The 17,997-nt window shown below is 32.8% G+C and carries 21 protein-coding genes; 16 read left to right on the top strand and 5 right to left on the bottom strand.

Annotation, left to right across the window (positions count from 1 at the left end):
- Position 1 precedes the first annotated feature (1 nt).
- Together RTW14_RS17800 and RTW14_RS17795 are read left to right on the top strand one after the other, a co-directional pair.
- Complete coding sequence (locus RTW14_RS17800; protein WP_312653995.1) at positions 2–667, top strand: hypothetical protein; 666 nt, start codon at positions 2–4, stop codon at positions 665–667.
- Positions 668–702: 35 nt separating this feature from the next.
- Positions 703–2,460, top strand: a complete 1,758-nt coding sequence (locus tag RTW14_RS17795; RefSeq protein ID WP_312653993.1) for an ABC transporter ATP-binding protein — start codon at positions 703–705, stop codon at positions 2,458–2,460.
- A 109-nt stretch (positions 2,461–2,569) separates the two neighbouring features.
- Here the strand turns inward: RTW14_RS17795 and RTW14_RS17790 are convergent, their stop codons facing one another.
- The 4 genes from RTW14_RS17790 to RTW14_RS17775 form a co-directional block, all read right to left on the bottom strand.
- Positions 2,570–2,875 carry an antibiotic biosynthesis monooxygenase family protein gene (locus RTW14_RS17790; protein WP_312653991.1) on the bottom strand — a complete coding sequence of 102 codons (306 nt, stop codon included), beginning with the start codon at positions 2,873–2,875 and terminating at the stop codon, positions 2,570–2,572.
- A 69-nt stretch (positions 2,876–2,944) separates the two neighbouring features.
- Positions 2,945–3,757, bottom strand: a complete 813-nt coding sequence (locus RTW14_RS17785) for a DUF6597 domain-containing transcriptional factor (RefSeq protein ID WP_312653989.1) — start codon at positions 3,755–3,757, stop codon at positions 2,945–2,947.
- Positions 3,758–3,926: 169 nt separating this feature from the next.
- Positions 3,927–4,061, bottom strand: coding sequence for a hypothetical protein (locus RTW14_RS17780; RefSeq protein ID WP_312653987.1), 135 nt, complete (start codon positions 4,059–4,061; stop codon positions 3,927–3,929).
- Positions 4,062–4,063: 2 nt separating this feature from the next.
- A complete protein-coding gene (locus RTW14_RS17775) occupies positions 4,064–4,684 on the bottom strand; it encodes an HDIG domain-containing metalloprotein (protein ID WP_312653985.1) in 621 nt (206 codons plus the stop codon).
- A 140-nt stretch (positions 4,685–4,824) separates the two neighbouring features.
- Between RTW14_RS17775 and RTW14_RS17770 the strand changes: the two genes are divergently transcribed.
- From RTW14_RS17770 to RTW14_RS17745, 6 genes are all read left to right on the top strand, one after another.
- Complete coding sequence (locus RTW14_RS17770; protein WP_312653983.1) at positions 4,825–5,310, top strand: GNAT family N-acetyltransferase; 486 nt, start codon at positions 4,825–4,827, stop codon at positions 5,308–5,310.
- A 21-nt stretch (positions 5,311–5,331) separates the two neighbouring features.
- Complete coding sequence (locus RTW14_RS17765) at positions 5,332–6,051, top strand: SanA/YdcF family protein (RefSeq protein WP_312653980.1); 720 nt, start codon at positions 5,332–5,334, stop codon at positions 6,049–6,051.
- A 53-nt stretch (positions 6,052–6,104) separates the two neighbouring features.
- A complete protein-coding gene (locus RTW14_RS17760; RefSeq protein WP_312653978.1) occupies positions 6,105–6,788 on the top strand; it encodes a hypothetical protein in 684 nt (227 codons plus the stop codon).
- On the top strand, positions 6,767–7,258 hold the full coding sequence (locus RTW14_RS17755) for a DNA-deoxyinosine glycosylase (RefSeq protein WP_312653975.1): 492 nt from the start codon (positions 6,767–6,769) through the stop codon (positions 7,256–7,258). Before RTW14_RS17760 ends, RTW14_RS17755 begins: the two co-directional genes overlap by 22 nt.
- Positions 7,259–7,283: 25 nt before the next feature.
- The gene (locus RTW14_RS17750; protein WP_312653973.1) at positions 7,284–7,967 is read left to right on the top strand and encodes a CPBP family intramembrane glutamic endopeptidase; all 684 of its coding nucleotides are present in this window, start codon (positions 7,284–7,286) and stop codon (positions 7,965–7,967) included.
- 80 nt (positions 7,968–8,047) lie between these two features.
- The gene (locus RTW14_RS17745) at positions 8,048–9,706 is read left to right on the top strand and encodes an S-layer homology domain-containing protein (RefSeq protein WP_312653971.1); all 1,659 of its coding nucleotides are present in this window, start codon (positions 8,048–8,050) and stop codon (positions 9,704–9,706) included.
- 54 nt (positions 9,707–9,760) lie between these two features.
- On the opposite strand, the gene RTW14_RS17740 is transcribed toward RTW14_RS17745, so the two are convergent.
- Positions 9,761–10,108 carry a winged helix-turn-helix transcriptional regulator gene (locus tag RTW14_RS17740; protein WP_312653969.1) on the bottom strand — a complete coding sequence of 116 codons (348 nt, stop codon included), beginning with the start codon at positions 10,106–10,108 and terminating at the stop codon, positions 9,761–9,763.
- A 131-nt stretch (positions 10,109–10,239) separates the two neighbouring features.
- Between RTW14_RS17740 and RTW14_RS17735 the strand changes: the two genes are divergently transcribed.
- The 8 genes from RTW14_RS17735 to RTW14_RS17700 all read left to right on the top strand — a co-directional run bounded on the left by RTW14_RS17735 (position 10,240) and on the right by RTW14_RS17700 (position 17,864).
- Positions 10,240–10,875 (top strand): flavodoxin family protein, encoded by a 636-nt coding sequence (locus RTW14_RS17735; RefSeq protein WP_312653967.1) that lies wholly within the window; start codon positions 10,240–10,242, stop codon positions 10,873–10,875.
- 190 nt (positions 10,876–11,065) lie between these two features.
- Positions 11,066–11,371 (top strand): DUF2089 family protein, encoded by a 306-nt coding sequence (locus RTW14_RS17730; protein ID WP_312653965.1) that lies wholly within the window; start codon positions 11,066–11,068, stop codon positions 11,369–11,371.
- Positions 11,368–11,688, top strand: coding sequence for a hypothetical protein (locus RTW14_RS17725; protein WP_312653963.1), 321 nt, complete (start codon positions 11,368–11,370; stop codon positions 11,686–11,688). Before RTW14_RS17730 ends, RTW14_RS17725 begins: the two co-directional genes overlap by 4 nt.
- A 30-nt stretch (positions 11,689–11,718) precedes the next feature.
- Positions 11,719–12,408, top strand: a complete 690-nt coding sequence (locus tag RTW14_RS17720) for an NAD(P)H-hydrate epimerase (protein WP_312653961.1) — start codon at positions 11,719–11,721, stop codon at positions 12,406–12,408.
- Between the two features lie 204 nt (positions 12,409–12,612).
- Positions 12,613–13,746: a DUF2812 domain-containing protein gene (locus RTW14_RS17715; RefSeq protein WP_312653959.1), complete on the top strand. Its 1,134-nt coding sequence runs from the start codon at positions 12,613–12,615 to the stop codon at positions 13,744–13,746.
- 11 nt (positions 13,747–13,757) lie between these two features.
- Entirely contained in the window at positions 13,758–14,933 is a 1,176-nt protein-coding gene (locus RTW14_RS17710; protein WP_312653957.1) for a DUF2812 domain-containing protein, read from the top strand.
- Positions 14,934–14,941: 8 nt separating this feature from the next.
- Complete coding sequence (locus tag RTW14_RS17705) at positions 14,942–16,114, top strand: DUF2812 domain-containing protein (protein WP_312653955.1); 1,173 nt, start codon at positions 14,942–14,944, stop codon at positions 16,112–16,114.
- Between the two features lie 82 nt (positions 16,115–16,196).
- On the top strand, positions 16,197–17,864 hold the full coding sequence (locus RTW14_RS17700; protein WP_312653953.1) for a hypothetical protein: 1,668 nt from the start codon (positions 16,197–16,199) through the stop codon (positions 17,862–17,864).
- Positions 17,865–17,997: the final 133 nt, after the last annotated feature.

Raw genomic sequence — 17,997 nt, 5'->3', positions numbered from 1 at the left:
TATGAACGTTAAAAAATTTGTAGTAATTGTAGTAATTATTATCCTTGCTTTGCTTATATGCTTTATCTTCTTTGGTGATGGTCTTAGAGAAGACTTCGCAAATCAGAGAGCCATAAAAAAGATTAATAAAGCCATGGAAATGAGTCTGAATCTTGAAAGTGCCAATTTAGAAACAAATATATTAGAGGGAAGTTATTATCCTACAGATGCCCCGCAAAAGATTGAGACTAGTTTTAATGTTGATAAGCCCAATAAAGATAAAAGTACCAGAAATATTGCATTTGATATTACCTTTTATTATACTGACCATCAAAAAGAGGTGTCGAATGTTACAAACTATGAAGGAATCTATTTAAATATGTATTATCCTTACTCTAGATATAATGAAATAGATAAAGAAAAAGTGGAGTCAATTAAAGTGAATGAAGTTAAGGCAGGAACAGAATACCTTGTTTATTATAAGGGCAGCCACCTTTCCAGACGGGCGGAATGGGAATATTGTAAGGTAGAAAGTGATTACGAATACTTTTTAGTTAATGAAGAGGGTGTAATTACAGATTACAAAAGCGATACCCATTATAAGCAGAAGGATGAGAAAAATTCAAATTGGATTAATGGAGAAAGCTACTTACAGGTTCAGTTGAAGGATTATACGTTATTACAATAATATAAAAACAAGAGGTTGACTAAAGGGAGTTAGAAATGACTGAAAATGTAATCACTAAAAAAACATCCTATTTACTAAAAAGATTTATACCCTATTTTAAAAAATATAAGTGGGTTTTAATACTGGACCTATTTTGTGCAACATTGACGACTCTGTGTGATTTGGTGCTTCCATTAATTGTAAGGTTCATAACAGATAAAGGGATGAATGACATAGAAGGTTTAACTGTAAAGATGATATTAAGTTTGGGGGCCTTATATTTACTACTTCGATTGATTGATGTAATAGCTAATTATTATATGGCTAATGTAGGGCATGTAATGGGGGCAAGGATTGAAACCGATATGCGTAAAGATTTGTTTGCCCACATGCAGGAACTTTCTTATTCCTATTATAGTAATACTAAAATTGGACAGCTGATGGCAAGAATAACCAGTGACTTATTTGATATCACAGAGTTTGCTCATCACTGCCCAGAAGAATATTTTATTGCAGCCCTTAAGATTGCAGCATCTTTTGTTATACTTTGTTCTGTAAATGTATGGCTTACAATAATTATTTTTGCCATAATCCCAATTATGATTATTTGTTCCATGCAGTTTAATGGAAGGATGAAAAGTGCTTTTAAGAAACAAAGAAACCAGATTGGAGAGATTAATGCCCAAGTTGAAGATAGCCTTTTAGGCATCAGGGTATCAAAGTCCTTTGCCAATGAAGAAATAGAAAAAGCAAAATTTGAAGAGGGAAATGGGCGTTTCCTTGGAGTAAAAATAGAAGCCTATAAATATATGGCTGGATTTCAGGGAACTGTAAGAATGTTTGATGGTATCATGTACATTGCAGTAGTTGTAATTGGCTCATTTTTTATGATAGATGGAAAAATTAATGCAGCTGATTTAGTAGCCTATTTACTTTATGTGGTGATGCTTTTAAATTCAGTGAGAAGAATTGTTGAATTTACTGAACAATTTCAACGAGGTATGACGGGGATAGAAAGATTTATTGAGGTAATGGATGAACCTGTTGAGATTGATGATGCAGAGAATGCAGTTGAATTACCAGCACTAAAAGGTGACATTGTCTTTGAAAATGTAAGTTTCAAATATGACGACAGTGACAGCATATTGGAACACATCAATATCAATATTAAAGCAGGTGAAAATGTAGCTTTTGTAGGTCCATCAGGTGCAGGAAAAACTACTTTATGTAATTTAATCCCAAGATTTTATGATGTTACGTCGGGGGAAATTTTAGTGGATGGATTTGATATAAGAAATGTTACTATAAAGTCATTGAGATCACAGATTGGCATGGTACAGCAGGATGTATACTTGTTTTCTGGAACTGTTTATGAAAACATTGAATATGGTAAACCAGGAGCGTCAAAGGAAGAGATTGTAGAGGCTGCAAAACTTGCGGGAGCCCATGATTTTATAAGTCAGCTGCCAGAAGGTTATGATACTTTTGTAGGTGAACATGGAGTGAAATTATCTGGCGGGCAAAAACAAAGAATTAGTATTGCCAGAGTATTTTTAAAGAATCCACCTATCTTAATTTTAGATGAGGCAACTTCTGCCTTGGATAATGAAAGTGAAATGGTAGTCCAGGACTCTCTGGCAAAGCTGGCAAAGGGAAGAACAACCCTAACAATTGCACACCGGTTAACAACGATTAGAAATGCTACTACAATTATGGTATTGACAGATAATGGCATTGAGGAACAAGGAAGCCACGAAGAGTTAATAGCTAAAAATGGTGTGTATGCTAAGCTATATAGTATGTATGATAGGTAAAATGGGAATATTTTTATAAAATTATTGAGCAAAAGAGAGACGAAATAGCTTAACGGCTATTCCGTCTCTCTTATTTTATAGAAAAATATTTGACATTTCTAAAATACTATCACCATTTTCTTAGTTGTGGCAACATGGTCATTTTTACACTTTTAGGATCTAGAGACTGGACAAAAGAGCTAGCAGCTGTATCTTGAAACATTTTTTTGGATGCCGACTTTAAATTCTCCATAGAATCCCAATGCTGTATTATTATCCAGTCACCTTTTGAATCATCAAAGAGTAATTCCGTGTCAATGAAACCGGGTTGGTTAGAGTGATAATTTCTTTCTAGTTCATTAACTATGTCAATGAACTTTTCCTTTGTAATTCCATCTACTGTTTTCATAGTTACAATTTCTGTCACAATACACATAAAAAATACCTCCTGTTTTTTCTTAATTATAGTAGAGAAAAGTCAAGAGGTATTGTATAAAATCGACAATTAGATATAGCTGTATTTGGTATTTTCCTTTATAGTTACTTTTTCTTGTTGAAATGCACGAGGTGTAGTTCCTGAAAAACTTTGAAATTCTTTTATAAGATGGGCTTGGTCTGTAAAGCAGTTATCATAGGTAATTCCAGTTAAGTTAATAGAGTTTTGATGCACTAATTGATTACTTGCCACTTGAAAACGTCTTATGCGATGCAATAACTTTGGGGTATATCCAGTACAAAGCAATACCATCCTTTCAAATGTTTTGATGTTTATTCTGCGCTCTCTACAAAAAGATTGTATCTTCACATTATCAGCAGCTTCCATAAACTCATAAATCAATTTTGTTTTATGAGTGTAGTCGCTGTTAACCTGTAACTCCGAAAATAAAACATTTTCAATATTTTCTAAAGTCTTTTCTACTGGTACACTATCAGTAACAACCAATTTTAAATTTTGTGCTAGAGGTTCTGAAAGAGCATACAAGTCAATTATTTTATCTTGAATACTTGTCAACGGTTTTTTAACAAATGGAAGCAATCCAAAAGGATAAAACGATATACCAAATATACGGACGTTACCTGAATGGTGAATGTAACTATGCTCACTTCTTAAGCCATTTATATGAAAAGGTGCTGCACAAAAACTGTATGAAGCAGTTTCATAAATCATTTTGTCCGATAAATTCAATATTACATCAATACAGTCTGTGGGCAATAATTTATAGTGAATATCTGCGTTTGCTGCTTCAAAATACCATATAAATTTTATCCAAGGAGTAAGGCTTTCGTTTCTAATCGAATATCGAGTCACTGAGAGCATTTACACATCACCACCAATCAAAATATATTGATTGTATTATATCATGTAAAACAGGAAAAGGGATACTACTCTTTATGAAGCAGTATCCCTTTTGCCTTTCAATATTTAATTTTAGTTTCATACCCTATAAATTTCCATTACCCCCGCCTTTTTTTATACGGATTTGCCCTTACTTTGCCTTTTTAGCTTTACCTTTTATTTCAGGAACAGGTTCTACATCATTTTTGGGGAAATGTGATTTATGATTACTTTCTGTTCCATGTGGGTCTTTAGGATCTGGTCTTTTCATTCCTGCTTTAGCCATAATTATATCCTTTCCTTTTCCATTAGTTTTGATAAAAACAATTCAACATTTTCTTCTTCTTTTTTTAGATCTGAGTTTGTTCTTCCAAGTCGGTCACATAACCCAAGAAGTGCTATTTCTTGTAAATTTGTATGGGCCTTTAAGCCTTTAATATCACCAAAAGGCATGTTTTTTACTACAAATAAGATATGCATATGAAATCTAACCAGTGAGGAAACCTGTTCGATAAAAGTTTCGGGAGCATCTACGGCTAATAAAAATTTTTTGCAGAGTTTTTCCCCAATTTTATCATGATCGTATGCCGTTAACTTGCCATGACGAAGTTTGGTAGTGGCAGGTTTACCTATATCGTGAAGTAATGCTGCCCACATAAAAACTTTAGAATTAATACTTTTTTCTCTTCTCCTTGCTGCTTCATCTATAACAAGCATTGTATGATTCCATACATTACCTTCAGGATGATGTACAGGTTCTTGTTCTGTTTCTTTTAAATCCAGAAGCATATTAAATGGATAGTTCATAAATTCAGGTAAAATAGATAGTTCATTTAAATACTCTGATGGACATTGATCCTGCAGCAAGTGATTATCTATTGCAGTAAATAGTTTCTTTTCAACTGTCATAATAGCACCTCGATATTACTTATTATTTGATGTTACAGCAGAAATATTCTGTTAAAACTTTCTTTTATCATATATAATATATTACATCATGTAAAAATAACAAGGATGTAAAAGATATTTAATTGACATGGAGGATAATTATGGAAAATATGAACTCTTTGACAATAAGATTTTGTAGACCTCAAGATAAAAAAGAATGGATCTTACTAAATCGTGAATTCATGGCATATGAAATTAAGGATGAAGAGTTTTGGAATAATACAGATTCAAACTCTGACCAAAGATTTGCATCGACCTTTGATGAAGCATTACACCATCCAGAACTAATAACGCTTTTACTGATTGAAAAAGAAAAAAAGGCTATTGGTTTTGCAAACCTTATGACTATTTTTAGTGTCTGGAGTCATGGCAAAGCATTGGTTCTAGATGACTTATATATAAATGAAGAATTTAGAGGGAATGGCATTGGACGTTCTGTAATGCAGTTTATTGAAAACTATGGCAGGGAAAATGGATGTAAAAGGCTGCAATTCCAGTCTGAGTATACAAATCCTGAGGCACATAAATTTTATGAGCAATTAGGATATGTATCAGAATCCATGCATTTTTATGTGAAATACATCTAAGGAATTAGGATAAAAAGTAATATGGGCAAAAACAAAAAAAGCAGTAGGAAAATTGTAATGGTAATAGGAGTCATTTTAGTAAGTATAGCAGCATTACCATTTGCCATAAATGAATATGTAATAAAAACAACAGAATCAGCAATTGTTGGAGAAATAAAAGAAGATAAAGAAGTGAGTTTTGTAAAGGAAGATCAATCCAGGTTTAAAGCATTGAATGCAGACTGCATTCTTGTGCTTGGAGCAGGGCTTAAATCAGATGGCACACCGAATTATATGCTGAAGGACCGTCTAGATACAGGAATAGCTTTATATAAGGCAGGAGCAGCACCTAAGTTACTTTTATCTGGGGATCATGGAAAGAAATACTATGATGAAGTAAATGCAATGAAAAGGTATGCACTGGACCGTGATGTTCCAGAGGATGATATCTTTTTAGATTATGCTGGATTTTCTACATATGATTCCATGTATAGGGCGAAAGCTATTTTTCAGGTAAGTGCGGTGATTGTGGTTACTCAGAAATATCACCAGCATAGGGCATTATACTTGGCTGAAAAATTAGGATACGAGGCATATGGTGTGTGCTCTGATCAAAGGACTTATGCCGGGCAGGAAAAGAGAGACACTCGTGAATTTCTTGCCAGAAACAAAGACTTCTTTAAAATGCTGGCAAAACCGGACCCTACTTTTTTGGGGACTGCTATACCAATAAGCGGAAATGGCCTTGAAAGCTGGGACTAATGAGGATATCTAAAACGGTTATTTTGATTAAATACAATAAAAGGGAGTTAAAAATGAAAATACGTATGAAGTATATTTTAGGGATTGGAATTCCTCTTGGGATTATATTAGCTATACTTAAAAATGTAATAAAGATAGAGGATAATATATTTTGGAAGTATTACATACTATTAGCAATTGTAGTGATTGCTGGTGTGGTTATTTTAAGTTGCTTATACCAGATTCGGTTTGTGAGAAAATTAAAAGTTATAAATAAACAAGTGATGGAGCAGGGGAATCTTGATTTATTTTTTGAAGATATTGAAAAACTGTTAAACAAATCAAAGTCCAAATTTCACAGAAGCCTTCTAATGCTTAATCTTTGCTATGGCTTAGGCAAAAAGAAGGAATATGCAAAAGGCTTGGAAGTTTTAGCTTCTATAGATTTAAAAAATGTTAAAGGTATAAACAAAATAATTTATTATCTGGATAAGGGTTGTTTTCACTTTTACTTAGGTAATTATGAAGAAGTAATTAGCATCACAGAGAAAAATAAAGAAGATTTTTTAAGGTTTGAAGAAAATAATCATATTGATTGGAATATAGCTGCTAACAATATTTACTATCGTATAGCAAAGGGAGAACATGAGGAAGCTGAAAAATTACTTGAACAAGCTAAATCACAATGGAAAGACAGAGATATGCAGGAAGAATGGGAAATGATTGGGGAAATATTATGGCAGATTATGAAAGAATAAAACAACCTTTTGAACCTATTTATGATAAAGATTCCAGAATATTAATTTTAGGGAGTTTGCCTTCTGTAAAGTCTAGAGAAAACGGGTTTTATTATGGACATCCACAAAACCGGTTCTGGAGGGTGATAGCCGGAATATATGGATTAGACGTTCCAGAGAATGTTTTTGAGAAAAAGGACTTTCTTTATAAATGCAGGATTGCGGTTTGGGATGTTATTGAAAGCTGTGAAATAAAAGGTTCTAGTGATAGCAGCATTAGAGATGTTGTAGCTGCGGATTTAAATACAATCTTAGATAAATGTAATATTGAAAAGATATTTGCTAATGGGAAAACAGCAGGGAGATTATATAATACATTTGGTAAAGCAAAGACTGGACGGGATATTATTGAATTACCTTCTACAAGTCCTGCCAATGCAGCCTATTCTTTGGAAAAACTGATGGTGAAATGGTCTGTAATAAAAGATTAAATAAAGGGGTAACCAGGGGAAAAGTATGGAGTCTAATTTTAAGAAAGATGACAGGGGAATTATTTTAATTTTAATTATATGCTGTGTGTTTATGGGTATTACAGATGCAGTTTGGCAGCCTGGATATGCAACAAAATCCGTGTTGAAGATTATTGCATTTTTATTAATACCAATTTGTTATAGCCATTTCAATAGAAAGGTTCAACTGAAATCGTTATTTGCTATTAAACGTAAAGGGATGATTCATGCAGCGTTAATTGGGATAGGCGTTTATGGATTTATAATGGTCTGTTATTTTACTATTGGGACTTTTTTTGATTTTTCACAAGTGACAGGAGCCTTAAATAAAAATGTTGGGGTTAATAAAGATAACTTCGTATTTGTTGCAATTTATATTTCCTTTGCCAATTCCCTTCTAGAAGAATTTTTCTTTAGGGGATTTGTATTTATGAATTTAAAGAAATTGGCAAATCGAAAGTTTGCTTATCTGGTGAGTTCGCTTGCTTTCGCTATTTATCATGTGGCCATGATGATCGGATGGTTTTCCATCTGGCTATTTTTACTTTTGCTAGCTGCGCTCACTATGGCAGGAGTAATCTTTAACTGGCTCAATGAAAAACAGGGAAATATATATACATCGTGGTTTGTGCATATGTTTGCTAATTTTTCTATAAATACAGTTGGGTTTATCCTTTTTGGTATTATTTAAAAAGAAAAAACAGGATTGAAAATTTAATCGTATAGGAGCATAATGAAAAATATGTAAAACAAAGGGGGAAAATAAAAATTATGATCAATTTTTTGAAAAAGTTTGCTAGTATTACTTTAATAGGTGTGTTAACAATGGCGATACCTGTAATACCAGCTTTTGCAGGAACTACATACTCAGATGTACCCGCAGACAGCTGGGCTATCCAATCCATATTGGATGCAGGTAAATATGGGATAATGCAGGGACAGTCTGAAGGCAGCTTTGGATATGGCAAGACCATTACAAAAGCGGAATTTGCTACTATTTTATGCAACATGCTGAAATGGAAGACTGTGAAACCAGAGCAGCCATCATTTTCAGATGTTTCAAAAGATAAGTGGTATTATTCCTATATTGAAACGGCATTGTCAAATAATGCTATAGATAAAACAAGTAGTTTTCTACCGGATACCCCTATAACAAGAGAAGAAATGGCAGTTATGTTTGTAAAGGCTTTAGGTCTTTCTGATGCAATAAAAACTGCAGAGTCTTCAGCCTTACAGTTTACTGATGTAACCACAAACAAGGGGTACATAGGCGTTGCTTATGACATAGGTATGATTAATGGTATTTCTCAAGGTTCCTTTGCACCTGCCAATACGGCTAAACGTGAGGAAGCCGCAGCTATGTTGACAAGAGTTTATGCCAAATATTATGGAAAAACAGATTTCTTACATAGTTTTTATGCAATTTCTTCCTATGCACAAAAGGATTTAACAGGCAGCTTGGATGCTGTAACTTTTGGATGGAGCGCTATGGCCAATGATTCAAAAGGTGTCTGGTTAAACACAGGCAGCGAAGGAGCAAATGAGTTTAAGATTCCATCAGGCTATGAAGACATTATTTCTTATGTAGAAAGCAATAAAACAAAAGCGCATTTGGGCGTATATATGGATACTTCAGATGGAGTGAAGGATATGCTTTTAAGTGCCGATAAGCGTAAAACAGCAGTAGATGCAATTATGGCAGAATTGAATAAGAATTATGAGGCTATTGGAAAAAATCCATACAGCGGTGTTACTATAGATTTTGAAGGCTTAAAAGGAGCAGATGTAAAACAAGGTTTTAATGCCTTTTTAAAGGATCTTTCTACTCAGCTTAAAGCAAAGGATAAGACACTTTATGTTACAGTGCAGCCAGCACTTTCAAGTGGTGTTTACTTTGATGGATTTGATTATAAGACAATAGGTGATTTAGCTGATAAAGTTATTTTGATGGCACATGATTATAATCCGACCTCCTTAGATGGATATACAGGAACAGAATGGTATAAAAATACTGCGGTTACGCCAATCGGAAGTGTATATTACTCTTTAAAGGCTATTACAGACAGTTCCACAGGTGTATCGGATAAAAGTAAAATAGTACTTGCTGTAAGTTTTGCAACCGTAGGCTGGGAAATATCCAATGATGGAAAACTCCTCTCCGCTACCCCCCTTCATGCAAATACCGAAGCCGTATATAAGTGGATGACAGCGGCAGGAACAGAAAAAGGCTTCTCAACTGTTTACAGAAATCCATATTTGAAATATACTACACCTGAGGGCAAAAATGTTTTTTTATGGTATGAAAATGAGCAGAGTATGTTTGAGAAAGCAGCACTGGCAAGAATGTTTGGAATAAATGAAATTTCAATTTGGAGATTAGGACTCATACCGAATTATAGCGGATATAGTGTGATGAATAGTTTGAAGTAATTTATAAAAGCAATGTAAAGAATAAGTTTTCATTTTCTTTACATTGCTTTTATTTTAAACTTTATTATAATAATCATCACCCCAACTACACATCATACTAAGGATAGGCATTAAAGTTTCTCCTAAATCAGTTAATGAATATTCCACCTTGGGAGGAACCTGAGGATAAACCTTCCTAATAACTAAATTATCTGCTTCTAATTCCCTTAGCTGTTGGGTTAGCATTTTCTGAGTTATCTGGGGAAGTAGTTTTTTCAATTCATTAAATCTCTGAATTCCTTTTGTACCCAAACGCCATATAATAATTGGTTTCCATTTCCCACCAATCAAATCAATGGTAAGTTCAAAGGTACAGGTATAATTTTTGCCTTTATATTGTATAGTATTACAACTGGAGTCCATAATGTTTATCCTTTCAACAGTATCCTTTTGGGTACTATAATACAAAATAGTGCGTACTTGTAATATTTAAACTTAATTTTTATAATAGTAACATGAATAATAAAGAAATTCAATAAGGAGGAGTATAATATATGAAAGTTGTTGCATTTAATGGAAGTCCTAAAAAGGAAGGTAACACATACCATGCAATAAAAATGGTTGCAGATGAATTAGAGAAGCAAGGTATAGATGTTGAAATTGTACATGTGGGAAACAAAAACATTAGGGGATGCCTTGCGTGTAATGCATGCGCTAAAAATAAAGATGAAAAGTGTATCATACAGGATGACGAAGTGAATGAATGGGTACAGAAGATGAAAGAAGCTGATGGTATAATCCTGGGATCACCAGTTTTCTATTCTGCCATAGCAGGAACCATGAAGTCATTCCTGGACAGAGCATTTTATGTGGCTGGCAGTTCGGGTGGTCTTTTAAGGCATAAGGTTGGAGCATCAGTAGTTGCCGTTAGGCGTTCAGGTGGTATACCCACATTTAATCAGCTGAATAATTATATTCATTATTCAGAAATGCTCATGCCAGGTTCTAATTACTGGAATGTAATACATGGAACAGCGCCAGGAGAAGCAGTGCAAGATGAAGAAGGAAAACAAATAATGCAAGTATTAGGTAAAAACATGGCTTGGCTTATGAAGCTGGTTGAGAATGGAAAGAATACGGTTAAAGAACCAGAAAAAGCAGCAAAAGTATTTACTAATTTTATTCGATAAGACCACATTGTTTAGTTTAATATAATTTAAAGGAACATAGACATAGTAAGACCTTTAGGCGATTATGTGCTATGTTCTTTTTTTATATGAAATAAAATAATAGAATTTTTTAGTTTTATAAAAATAAATTTTATTATTGACTTTAATAAAATTATAGTATATGTTTAATATTATTAAAGGGGGAGTGAAAATGTCAATAGAAGTTCTACCTGAATGGATGATGCATCTTGATGATGAGGATGTGTCATTTATTAAGAAGTTTATTATGGCTTCTGGTTCTTTAAAGGAGATTGCCAATCAATATAGCGTAACTTATCCTACGGTAAGATTGAGACTGGATAAATTAATACAAAAAATTCAGATCAACGAAGATACGAATAATGAGCCATATATTGCATTGATAAAACGGCTTGCAGTTAATGAAAAAATTGATTTTGATACGGCTAAAATTTTAATCAATGAATACAAGAAAGTTCAAAAGGGGGAAGATAAATGATAAGGACATCTATAAGTATTGTAGTTTTATTGGCTATTCTTGTGGGGGCTATATTTCTGCAGATTTTCCTATCCAGACGGAAAAATAAGTGGTTAGGACTGGTATTGCCGGTTATATGCTTGGGATATTCAATACTCATGGTATTGAGCATTGAAGCATATGCAGCTACAAGTAGCGGTGAAATTTTTATTATGTTTATATCCACCTTCCTTATAGCAAATATTCCTACTGCCATTCTTATAGTAATTTATATTGCCTGTCGGGAAAAGTTTAAACCTGACAAAGAAATGGAAAAAATGAAAATCCGGGATTTATAATTTATTTAATATCATAAAGGGGACATTAATATGAATCAAATGGTTACTTGTGCAGAAATGAAGGAAATTGAACGAAAAGCCAATGAATCCGGGCTAAGTTATTACAGAATGATGGAGAATGCAGGAAAATCAGCAGTTAAAGTTATTATAGATAAACTTCAGGCCAGTAAAAATAAAAAAGATTCCGTAATAAATAATATAAATGCAGTTATATTTTGCGGCAAAGGAAACAATGGCGGTGATGGTTATGTAGCAGCTAGAGAACTGGCCTTAAAAGGAATGGATGTAGCCGTTATTATGGCGGATGGAAATCCTAAAACCGAAGATGCTGTTAAAAATGCGAATATAGTTTTAAGGAGAGGAATTCCTGTTATAGATGCCAAAGCATATTTTCATGTTATTCCAGAAATAGTTCAGGCATCTGATCTAGTAGTTGATGCTATTTGTGGCACTGGTTTTCATGGCGTTTTATCAGAAAATGTAAGGGCATGTACAAAACTTATAAACGAAACATGTCATAAAAATGATTCCAGCATAATAAAATTGGTTTTTGCTTTGGATATACCTACTGGTTTAAATGGAGATGAAGGGAAACCAGACACAGATAGTGTAGTAGCAGACTATACGATAGCTTTTCACAGAATAAAGCCAGTACATAGTTTAGCGGAAGCTGCACCTTACTGTGGTGAAATCGTAGCAGTTGATATAGGAATTGATTAAATTTTTCAAATTTCATTGAAAATATTTCCAATTAAATGTATACTATAAATAGTGTTTAAGGGGATTTAAATTAATTAGGGGAAATGGTGGTTGCTATGTTTACTTTTTTTGGGGGAAAAGAGTTTCAATTAAATGATATATATTGTTTTATTTTTTGAGATAAGCTGTGGCTTATCTTTTTTTGTATTAAATTGGAGTTAATAAATGACTGAAGAAGCAGATAAACAAATAAATTGGAGCAATAAGCTATATATGCTGCGCGAAAATGAATTATGGCTCAGGGAACAGGCACAAAAAGGACTGTTATTAAAAAGTTTTGCTAAGGATTATGCTTGTTTTACAGAAGGAGAGCCGCAGGATATAGCTTATAAGATTGTTATTTTAGATGTCAAAAAGGGAGAAAATCAGATAAAAATCATGGAGCAACAGGGATTTACTTTCGTAGAAAGCCATTTTCAATATTACATATTTAGAATTGATGGGAAATACAGGAATATTCAGCCTAGACTAAATGAAGAAATGAACAAATTCGCAAGAAGATGGTTCAATAAACAGATATTTATAAGATTTAGTGGAACCCTGATAGCCTTAATTTGTTTTTTTATAAATTTATCTATAAAAAGGGTTAAATTATTTCCAGATATCGTAGAAATACCTGCTATGATATTTGTACCTGTAGCACTAATTTTCTCCGTGTTGATAATAGAAAATATAAAGGAGTACAGGGCATTAGACAAAAATAAAAAGCATTATCTGGTAAATGAATTTTATATAACCCGTAAAATCTGCAAGAAGTCAATTTCTAAATATATTATGATAATTGCATCCATTTTTCTTGGAGCTGCAGCCATAAAATATTTTTATGTTGAGCCTCATCAATATTCTATAGCCGAGGTACAAAAGTTTATGCCCATTGTACTTCTTCAAGACATAGAGAAAGATGAGAAAATAAGTAAAGAGCTAAAAGTTTTGCAAAAATACGTAAGTGAGGATAATTATGCAGAAATAAGTCATACTTTTCTGGCCCCTAATCAATATACGGCAGATCAGGAAAATACATATGGGGAAAATGGCAATGGTATGTTCATACGTTTTTATGAAGTCAACTTTAAAATTCTGGCTGAGCCACTTGCTAGAGAACTCCTTATAAACAATGTATTTGGTATAACAAAGGGTGAATTGAAAGAAATAGAGTATGATGGACTAGATAAAGTTTATTATAATGACGGCTACATGGATTTTATTTCTGTATGCAAAGGAAATAAAGTGATGTTTATTTCTTATGATGGAGATAAGCCAGTTTCTGATATTTTGAGAGAAGTTGCAGAGGTATTATAGGAGATAGCAATATGGCTGAACAACTACAAAAAGAGAAAAGATGGATTGATGAAATTTACATGCTGCATGAAAATGAAATGTGGCTGAATGAACAGGCCCAAAAAGGTTTTATATTAAAAAACTTTGATAATAAATATGCGACTTTTGTTAAAGGTAATCCAGAAGATAGAAGTTATAAAATTAGCATTTTAGATGAGGAAAAGGCTGAAGAGCAGATAAAAATTATAGAAAGCCAAGGGTTTAGTTTTGCCACAAAATTTAAAGAGTATTACATTTTCCATGGATATGGAAAAGATACTAATAGACAACTACAGTTAAATAATGAACTAGCAGAGCTTACAATCAAATGGTTCGATAAGCAAATAAAAAGACAATTTAGTGTAATTGAGTTTTTAATACCTTTTATTATACTATGTTACATAGCAGCAAGATGTGTGGGTTATTATGGCAAAGAGATAGTAGTGGACATTTTATATAGAATCCCTACTATATGGTTTATCTTATATGGAAGTATTTTAGCATTAATATTTATTAAAATTATAAATGAGGTTTTGACCTTAAGGAAATCAAAGAAATTTTTTCTAGAGAATAACAAATATTCAAGTATTAGAAGTTCAATGAAATCAAAAATAATTAGAACTGTAAATATATATTTTTTAATTATTCTTATGTTCATCATTTATCCTAGTATGTACTTGTATATGGATTATGTAAATGAAAAAGAAGTAGTTCCTATTAGTGAAGTTTATGAAAGTATGCCGATTGTGCTGATTCAAGACATAGAGCAGGAAGACCACAAACCAAGTAAATTGCTGGAAGCTCAAAAACAAGTCGGTGAATTTAATCACGCTGAATTAGGGTCTAACTTATTTGCTCAAAAGCAATATTACTCCTTTCAGGATTATGAATATCAAGATAAGCTTAAGAGTTTTATGAGCATAAGGTATTATGAAACTGCAAGTACAATTTTAGCTAAAATATCAGTTAAAGAACTTGCTTTTCAGGATGCATATAGAAAAGAAAGAATAAAAAAAATCAAATATAATGGGTTTGATCAAGTTTATATTTATGTAGTGCCTTATGACACATTGGTAGCTGTATGTAAAGGGAAGAAAGTTATGGTAATCGAATATGGTGGGAAACAACCAGTTGAAAAGATATTAAATGAAATGGCAGAGGTTTTATAGGAGATAAAATGCTTGAGCAAAATGAAGTAGAAAGAAAATGGCTGTATAAAATCTATGATTTAGCTGAAAATGAAGCATGGCTAACTGAGAAAGCAAAAGACGGTTTTATATTAACCAAATTTGATAATACATATGCTACTTTTGAAAAAAGCGAACCTCAAAACAACAATTACAAAATTGTTATTCTAGATGAGGAAAAAGCTGAGAGGCAGATTAAAATTATAGAACATCAAGGATTTACCTTTGTAGCAAACTATAAGGAATATTATATATTTTACATAGACAACAAATGGAGAAATAAAAGTCCACACCTGAGTGGAGAAATGGCAGAGGTTGTAACAGGGTGGTTTGATAAACAGATAAGAAAACAAATCATAGGGCTGTTAATTTCAATAAGTATAATTGCTGTACTATTATTTTTTGAACTATATAAGAATTTATTTGCTACTTTCTTAGTTTCAATTACTATTTGGAGATTTATTTTATATGGAAGTATTTTAGGAGTTGGATTTTTTCAACTAATAAGAGAAATATTTTTATTGTGTAGATCAAAGAATTTTTTTTTAGAACATAATAAATATTTGAAAATAAGAACTTTCATTACATCGAAGATAGGAAGGGCTATTACTCTTATTTTTATATTTGTAGGTATTTTTGGTTCAGCAGGTACTACATATTTAGACTATAAAACAGATAAGGGTTTTTCTTCTGTCAGTGAAATTTATGAAAGTATGCCAATTGTTTTGATTCAAGATATTGAAAATCAAAACGAAGTGAATGGACAACTGTTAGAAACACAAAAAGAAATAGATTTAGATGAATACAACTATGTTGATCCAGAATCTACTTTATTATCACCAAAGCAATATAAGGCGTATCAAACTTATAAGTCTAATGCTGGTGATAAATGCTCCATGAGAATGAAATATCATGAAGTCGTGGGTAAAACTCTTGCTAGAATGTTGGCAAAGGAAATAGCCATATATGAAGCAGATGAAAATAAAATTAATAAACTAGAGTTTAAGGGCTTGGATAAAGTATATGTATATCAAGATTCGCATGAAAAAATTATATCTGTATGTAAAGGCAAAAGAGTTATGTTTATTAGATATAATGGACATCAACCAGTCAAAAAGATTATAAGTGAAATGTCAGAGGTCTTAGGTAATGAAGAAACGTAATTTTCTAGGTTTTGTCTGATAATGAAGTTCTAGGCGAAATGAAATAACTAGAATGAATGATAAATGAAAGAAGGATGTTATAGTGAAAAGAAAATTTTTTAGTGTAATGCTGATTTTAGCTATGCTTATGGGGATGTCTACTGCAGTGTATGGTGGACAGAGTGGAAGTGTAAATATTACATTACCAAATTTTAAGGTTACGATGAACAATCAGGTAGTCAATAATGCCTATAGCAAATACCCGTTAATTGTTTATAAGGATATTACATATTTTCCAATGACTTATAGTGATTGTCGGTACCTTGGAATTGAATCCACATGGAAGGGTAACAAAGAGGGATTACTCGTAGACGCTACAGGGGTAACCGCAGCCTATAATCCCTATAAGTCATCATCAAAGAACGGCAGAAGTTATACTGCGAAGATTCCATCCTTTCCAATAAAGGTAAATGGAAAAGCGATTGATAACAGTAAGGAGCAGTATCCACTTCTCTCATTCCGTGATATCACCTATTTCCCAATGACTTGGAAGTATGGTGTTGAACAGTTTGGATGGGATTATAGTTTTGATGGGAAAAATGGTTTGGTTATAAAATCAAAGAATATAAAACTTCAGCAGATTGCCCTTCCAAATGACAGACCAAAAGAAGACGAAGATAGCAAGTATGCTGGCAAGAAAAGCACCTGTGTAATGGTAAAAAATGGTTACGTATATTTTGATAATAAAACAGGCGGCATTATGCAAGCACCAATTGGTAACATAGCCAAAGCAAAGAAAATATATCAACTAGACAGAAACTTTTATACGCAAGAGTATAACTCACATAATTTCTATGAGGAAAATGGTAAGGCAATGTTGTTTTTTCATTCAGGAGGAGCTGTAATGGGGGCCGATAATAAAATTGAATTAAATTCTGACGGAACTATTCGGGAGATTCAAGGTAGTTATGATCAAACGACAGCAATTGGTGATAAGCTTTTCATGACTTGGATCGGACCGACGCCGGGACCAGGGGGATTAAGTATGCAGAAAAATGGTCAAACAGAATCAGTAACCATTGGAAGTCCTGATTATTGGTATGATACCTTACAGGAAAGAAGTTTTGGAGGATCCTTTGGTATGGCAGAAGAATGTATTGGAGGAGTACCTGAGTTTTCCCTTATAGGTAATCAATTGTTTGTAAGAGCATCAAAAGTATTAGGGAAATCTAGCGATGGACACTATATCTTGGATAAGAAACAAGTATGCAAGGTAAATATTGATACAAATGAAGTTACTAAAGTAAGTAATTCCAAGGATGATGTTGATACAGCACAGATGGAAGGCGATAATCTTTATTATTTAAGCAAGGGAAGTGTATATAAAGTGACACTTAAAGATGGAACTGAAAACTTCCTTGGTAAAATTGAAGGCTTACCGGAATCTGAATCTGAAATTAATTTTAAAGTAATAAATGGGAAACCATATTTTACGAAGGAAGATAAGAAATTGTATGCTTTAGGCAGTAATGAGTCCCTTAACCCAAATGCAGAACTTATTTCTATGAAAATAACAGGAGATAACGGAGAATATTTAGCATGTACATTTAAAGAAACAATTAATGCCAAATACAGAATTATGATCTTTGATCAAAATGGTAAGGTTGTATTTAAGACTTCTGATTGTGGGAGCAATGTGACGATTGAAGGTAAGCAAATGTACTTTTACGATATAGCAACAGAAAAAGTATGCAATTGTACACTGAATTAGATTAAAAATATAAGGTTATAGGGAAAAAGGGGAACTACTAATATGATTGATTCAGAAGCCTATAATTTAGAAAAGTTAAAATGGGTTTTTGGGGGAATGATAATTCCTTTGTCTGTCATATAAGCTTTTAAAC

This window comes from Aminipila sp., from assembly GCF_032051575.1.
Taxonomy (GTDB): Bacteria; Bacillota; Clostridia; order Peptostreptococcales; family Anaerovoracaceae; genus Aminipila.
The sequence above is the reverse complement of the archived record's forward strand: the minus strand, read 5'-3'. Positions and strand labels throughout refer to the sequence as shown.